The sequence below is a fragment of the Microcoleus sp. BM001215392 genome (assembly GCF_036700185.1).
GTDB lineage: Bacteria > Cyanobacteriota > Cyanobacteriia > Cyanobacteriales > Microcoleaceae > Microcoleus.
In genome coordinates, this window is record NZ_JAUBOJ010000024.1 from 30,110 (window position 1) to 36,184 (window position 6,075).

A 6,075-nucleotide genomic window follows, 5' to 3' on the forward strand; every position below is an offset into this window, starting at 1 on the left:
GATGACTGATGACTGATGACTGATGACTGATGACTGATGACTGATGACTGATGACGAATGACTGAGGACTCAAAACTCGTCAAGCAACCACTCCGATGCTCTTTCACCCAGATCGAGGGGAACGCTGACAGCTTTGCCCAAACGCGGGCGATCGCGAGTAGTGACAATATATTCTCTCACCTGTTCGGTGCTGCCCCAGCCGTTGAGGTAATTGGCCACCGCATCCAAATGCTCGAAATAATCAGCCTCCGTCATCGGAAAAGACACTTGTTCCAAATATTTCCACATCACCTGCACAAAAATCTTGCCCCGCGTTCGCCGCAATCTGATATCGTAAGACTTTCCCCATTTTTCTAGGAGTAGCTGGTGTAAATCCTTGCCCGTCATGGTTGCTCCTGAGTGAATCTGTTAAACAATAAAAGACAAAGTTCAAAAAATGTAATAATACTCTAATAAAGGCTGGAAGGTGCATTCTTAAAGGAATTTTCGCGGCCTGAGATTTGTGCGAGCAGATTGGCGGTAATCATCCTGCTTCCTCTGCACGTACAGGCTCGCTAACAGCTAACAAACAAACGTAACTTAAAACCGTAAGGCAGGTCATGGCTCAATCTTCTGCTGGAAATCCCGATGTCCCCGATATGGGGCGTCGCCAATTTATGAATTTGCTGACGTTCGGTACAGTCACAGGTGTGGCACTGGGCGCACTCTATCCTGTTGTCCAATATTTTGTTCCTCCGTCGAGTGGGGCTGTTGGCGGTGGCGTGACAGCTAAAGATGCCTTGGGTAACGACATCATCGTTAGCGAATATTTGACTTCTCACCCTGCGGGCGATCGCACTTTGGCCCAAGGCCTCAAAGGCGACCCCACTTATCTGGTGGTGCAAAAAGACTTAACTCTCGCCGAATACGGCATCAACGCAGTCTGCACTCACTTGGGTTGCGTCGTGCCTTGGAATGCTAGCGAAAACAAGTTTATGTGTCCTTGTCACGGTTCTCAATACAACAGTGAGGGCAAAGTGGTACGCGGCCCCGCACCTTTATCTCTCGCCTTGGCCCACGCCACTGTCGCAGATGACAAGGTGACTTTTACCCCTTGGAAAGAAACAGATTTCCGCACCGGCGAAGCACCTACCTGGTCATAGTTAGCAGTCATTAGTTAGCAGTTAGTAGTTAGCAGTTAGTAGTTAGTAGTTAGTAGTTAGTAGTTAGCAGTTAGTAGTTAGTAGTTAGTAGTTGGTAGTTAGTTTCAATAACGAATAACGAATAACGAATAACGAATAACGAATAACCAATAACCAATAACCAATAACCAATAACCAATAACCAATAACCAATAACCAATGACCAATGACCAATAACCAATGACTAATCACTAAATTGTCTGAACCTTTGAGATTTAATACTCTGATGCCACAAATTAACTTATCTGCGATATTTCGCCGCAGTGCCAGGACGATCGCCAAAACAGCCTTAATTGCGATCGCCGCCGCCGGATTTTTTCTCAGTAGCGACATCGCACTTCCCCAAGCAGCATTCGCTTACCCTTTCTGGGCCCAGCAAACAGCACCCGCTACCCCCCGCGAAGCCACAGGCCGCATTGTTTGCGCTAACTGTCACCTCGGCGCCAAACCGACTGAAATTGAAGTCCCCCAATCTGTTTTACCTGACACAGTTTTTGAAGCTATTGTCAAAGTTCCCTACGATCAAACCGTGCAGCAAGTTACCGGCGACGGTAGCAAAGGCGGCTTGAACATAGGTGCAGTTGTGATGTTACCCGAAGGTTTCAAAATTGCTCCCGCTGACAGAATTCCCGAAGAAATGAAGGAAAAAGTCGGCGATCTTTACTTCCAACCTTACAGCGAAACCCAAGAAAATATTGTGTTAGTGGGCCCGCTGCCTGGTGAACAGTACAAAGAATTGGTATTCCCAGTTTTGTCGCCAAATCCCGAAACAGACAAGTCAGTTCACTACGGCAAATATCTAATTTATGTCGGTGGAAACCGCGGCCGCGGCCAGGTTTATCCAACAGGCGCCAAGAGCAATAACGCTGTTTATAATGCTTCGGTAGCTGGCAGTATTTCTAAGATTGCTACACCTGAAGATGGCGGTTATGAAGTAACAATTCAACCGACAGAAGGTGCAGCGGTTGTTGATACAATTCCCGCAGGCCCAGAACTGATTGTTACTGAAGGACAAACAGTTGCAGCAGGCGAACTTTTGACGAACAATCCTAATGTGGGTGGTTTCGGTCAAAAAGACGTGGAAATTGTACTGCAAAGTGCAGGACGAGTTAAAGGATTGATGGCTTTCGTGGCTATAACCATGCTAGCTCAAATCATGCTGGTTCTTAAGAAGAAACAGGTCGAAAAAGTTCAAGCTGCTGAAATGAATTTCTAAGCAGGACTTTGATTAGTTGGGTAAAGTGCTTTGTGCGTACCCAACTATTAGCTAAGTAGGGCGGGGAATACCCGCCTTACTCTTTGATAAATAATCGGTAAAATAATGTCAATTGATGAGAAAAAAGTTAAAGTAGGGGCGCTGGAATGGTTTTATCGGGAAACAAACCCGGTTAACGAAAGTGATAAACGAACTGTACTGCTGCTGCACGGTATACCGTCCCAAAGCTTTACCTGGACTGCCATGATGCCGGATTTGGCGACAGGGGGATTTCGCTCGATAGCGCCGGATTGGGTGGGCTGCGGGCGATCGGCAAAACCCGACAAACGCGACTTTGCTTATACTCCCGATGCCTTTGTTGACGCCCTCGCAGGCTTCATTCAAGCGATCGAACTAGACCGATTTTCCCTGGTAGTCCAAGGATTTTTAGCATCAGCAGGCATTCAATACGCTTTGAGAAACCCCGATAAAATCGATCGTTTAGTGATTATAAATACACCAATTTCAGCAGATATAAAATTGCCTTGGAAAATGCAGCAGTTGGGACTGCCTTTTATTGGCGACATGATGACCCAAGACCCGCTTTTGGTGGACAGAACCCTCGAAGGCGGCAGCCGCAAGACAATATCAGACAAGGATTTAGATGTTTATCGCAGTCCGTTTTTGAAGAGTTCGGATGCGGGGCGATCGCTAATGAACACAGTCCGCAACATTCAATTACCGCAGTCAATGGCAGAAATAGAATCCGGCTTGCAAGGATGGACACAACCAAGCTTATTTGTGTGGGGTTTAACCGACCCTTGGCTGAGTGTTGAACCCGCTCAAAAATTAGTGAGCTCCATGAAAAACGCCGAGTTAGTCACCCTAGAAGAAGTCGCCCATTATCCTCAAGAACATTGGTCAGAAAAAGTTGGCGATGCTGTGATAACTTTTCTGCGTCGTCACGAGGTAAAATAATATTTTGTACCTAACTCTCGGTGCGTAGGGGCGGTGCACCCGTGTCCGCGCGCAACGAGAAATCTAAAATCTAAAATCTAAAATCAATATGACTCGTCCCCGTTCATTTTTGGCCTTGATGATGGCGTGTTTGATGGCATTTCTGGTTAGTTGCAGCAGTGTCGAAGCAAAAGTTCCCACGACTTACACAACAGCCCAGATCCAACAAATTCAGCGCTATGTTCCTACTCTGACAGAGTTCCGATCGCGCATGGACAACCTAGGAACCCTGATTCAGAAAAAAAATTGGGTTGATACCAGAACTTACATTCACGGGCCTCTCGGCGACTTGCGCGGTACCATGAAAGCTGTGTCTGCCACTTTGTTGCCGAAATCTCAACAACAAGCTGTTGATTTGACCAAGAGTTTGTTTGCTGATTTGGTAGACATTGACATCGCTGCTAAAGGGACTGACTATGCAAAAGTCACGGCTAGTTATAGCAAAGCTGTGAAGGATTTCGATACTTTCTTGCAGCTAATTCCTAAAGCCTAATCGCTTTAGTTTGTCGCGCAGATGTAGGCGGCGGTTGAAACCAGGTTTACACATACGAACACGGCGGTTGAAACCGCGTCTACACACACGAAGTCCACCGAGGTGGTGTAAAGAAAATAACGTAAAACGTAATTTTTACTGCCCGTTCTTCAACCCGCGGAGGCGGGTTTCGTTTGTGTCGCCGCGGTTTCTAACCGCCGGGTATTCTTCAACTCTTCTAGGTTTTGTTTGTATAGACGGGGTTTCAACCGCCCCGTCTTCTTCTGTAAAATCTAAAATATAAAATCTAAAATAGAATGGTTCGCGTTGCAATTATTGGTTGCGGTATTGTCGGGGCTTCGATCGCCTTTGAACTAAGTAAATTTCCAGAATTAAAAGTAACTGTATTCGACAAACAGCCGCCCGCACAAGGTTCTACAGGTGCAGCCCTCGGCGTTTTGATGGGAGTCATCAGCCACAAAACCAAGGGCAGAAGTTGGAAATTGCGAGAAACCAGCCTTCAGCGCTACGAAACTTTGATTCCTGAATTGGAATCAGTTACAGGGCGGAAAATTCCATTTAACAAACAGGGAATTTTGATGCTGTGTTCCGAAGGAGAAGATTTAAGTAAGTGGGAAAAGCTAGCAGCAACTCGCAAGTCTCAAGGTTGGGAATTGGAACTTTGGGATGTGGAACGAGTGCGCGAGTTTTGCCCTCATCTTGATTTAAATAATAACATAATTGCTGGGATTTATTCGCCTCAAGACCGACAAGTCGATCCGATCGCACTAACTTTGGCTTTAGTGGATGCTGCTACACAAAATGGGGTGATTTTTGAGTTTGGGGTGGAAGTTGCAGGGGCCCAAATTGCTGATAGTGACAAGTTCGATCGACTAATTGTATCTGCTGGCTTAGGTACTGCCGCTGTCACCGCATCGTTAAATCAAGTGGTGGACATTCGCCCAGTGTTGGGACAAGCGCTGCATTTGCGGTCAAAAAATCCGTTAGGAAACCCAGATTTTGCACCAGTAATTACCTGCGATGACATTCACATTGTACCTTTGGCAAATCAAGAATGTTGGGTAGGGGCGACGGTGGAGTTTCCCGAAAATGGCGGGGAAATTCAGGCAAATGCTGATATGTTGGATGAAGTGATGGCAAGGGCGAGATCGCTTTGTCCGGCCTTAGCCGAAGCCCAAATCATCCGAAAATGGTCGGGATTGCGCCCGCGCCCGGAAGGACGCCCAGCCCCAATTATCGAAGCGCTTCCCAGTCACAGCAAGGTTTTCATCGCTAGCGGCCACTACCGCAACGGCGTGCTGCTGGCCCCTGCAACCGCGCGATCGATCCGAGAGATGATTTTGCAATAATTAACAAATGTTAATACAATAAATAAAGCCATTCATATCTTACATCTAAAAATGTCCGAAAAACCCTTAGGAAAGCCACGAATTTTGTGGCGAGTAATCTTGCTATCTGGAGTCAGCTTGCTGCTATATTACGGCTGGTACAAATGGATTATTCAAGAAGAATTGCGGAATTATAACGGCAAGGGTTGGTCGGGGACACTTTGCTTATTACCCTTTGTGTTAGGAGTAGCCATCCCCCAAGCTTTGCGGATATTCGATCCCGACGTTCCCGGATGGTTTGGTTGGTTTTCCTTCCTAGGAATTGCTTGGATTTACATCGTCCAGTTCAAACTTTACAACACAGTCAACGAACTTTACCGAGAAGAAGGGCTGAAAGAACCGCTAACAGTTTGGTGGATTTTTGTACCAGGTTTAAATTTAATTGTCGGCTTGCGGCAAATTCACTTTTTGAGCCAATTTTGGGCGAGAAAACAGGGCATTGAAGTCAAGGATAACTTAGCCGAAAGCCTTCCTTTTCTCTCAGCTAACGCTTAAGGTGAAAATTATTACACCGATATCATAGGTTTGTAGTGAGGACTTCAGTCCTTTCCATTTACCAGGTTTGTAGTGAGGTTTGTAGTGAGGACTTCAGTCCTTTCTATTTACACCAGAATAATTGTTTTCCGAGTGTAGTGCGATCGTCCCCCTCGCGCGAGGGTGCGCGAGTATCAGCCCTTTCTCTATGTTTGAGTCAATCAGGACTTGCATTCCTCACTACGAACCTGTCCTCACTATGAACCTGAGTTAATCAGGACTTGCATTCCTCACTACGAACCTGTCCTCACTATGAACCTGAGTTAA

Annotated in this window: 7 protein-coding genes; 6 read left to right on the forward strand and 1 reads right to left on the reverse strand. The window is 46.3% G+C overall.

The window, feature by feature from the left end:
• Positions 1-69: 69 nt before the first annotated feature.
• Positions 70-387: a DUF3067 family protein gene (locus QT974_RS04865; protein ID WP_293224989.1), complete on the reverse strand. Its 318-nt coding sequence runs from the start codon at positions 385-387 to the stop codon at positions 70-72.
• A 212-nt stretch (positions 388-599) separates the two neighbouring features.
• Here QT974_RS04865 and petC point away from each other — a divergent pair, with 212 nt between their 5' ends.
• The 6 genes from petC to QT974_RS04895 all read left to right on the forward strand — a co-directional run bounded on the left by petC (position 600) and on the right by QT974_RS04895 (position 5,769).
• Positions 600-1,142 carry a cytochrome b6-f complex iron-sulfur subunit gene (petC, locus tag QT974_RS04870; protein WP_333467392.1) on the forward strand — a complete coding sequence of 181 codons (543 nt, stop codon included), beginning with the start codon at positions 600-602 and terminating at the stop codon, positions 1,140-1,142.
• A gap of 265 nt (positions 1,143-1,407) precedes the next feature.
• Positions 1,408-2,397 (forward strand): cytochrome f, encoded by a 990-nt coding sequence (gene petA / locus QT974_RS04875; protein ID WP_333467393.1) that lies wholly within the window; start codon positions 1,408-1,410, stop codon positions 2,395-2,397.
• A 105-nt stretch (positions 2,398-2,502) separates the two neighbouring features.
• Positions 2,503-3,354 (forward strand): alpha/beta fold hydrolase, encoded by an 852-nt coding sequence (locus QT974_RS04880; RefSeq protein ID WP_333467394.1) that lies wholly within the window; start codon positions 2,503-2,505, stop codon positions 3,352-3,354.
• Between the two features lie 88 nt (positions 3,355-3,442).
• Entirely contained in the window at positions 3,443-3,886 is a 444-nt protein-coding gene (psbQ, locus tag QT974_RS04885; protein ID WP_333467395.1) for a photosystem II protein PsbQ, read from the forward strand.
• Between the two features lie 296 nt (positions 3,887-4,182).
• Entirely contained in the window at positions 4,183-5,235 is a 1,053-nt protein-coding gene (locus QT974_RS04890) for an NAD(P)/FAD-dependent oxidoreductase (protein WP_333467396.1), read from the forward strand.
• Positions 5,236-5,286: 51 nt separating this feature from the next.
• The gene (locus tag QT974_RS04895) at positions 5,287-5,769 is read left to right on the forward strand and encodes a hypothetical protein (RefSeq protein WP_333467397.1); all 483 of its coding nucleotides are present in this window, start codon (positions 5,287-5,289) and stop codon (positions 5,767-5,769) included.
• The last annotated feature ends 306 nt before the right edge of the window (positions 5,770-6,075 follow it).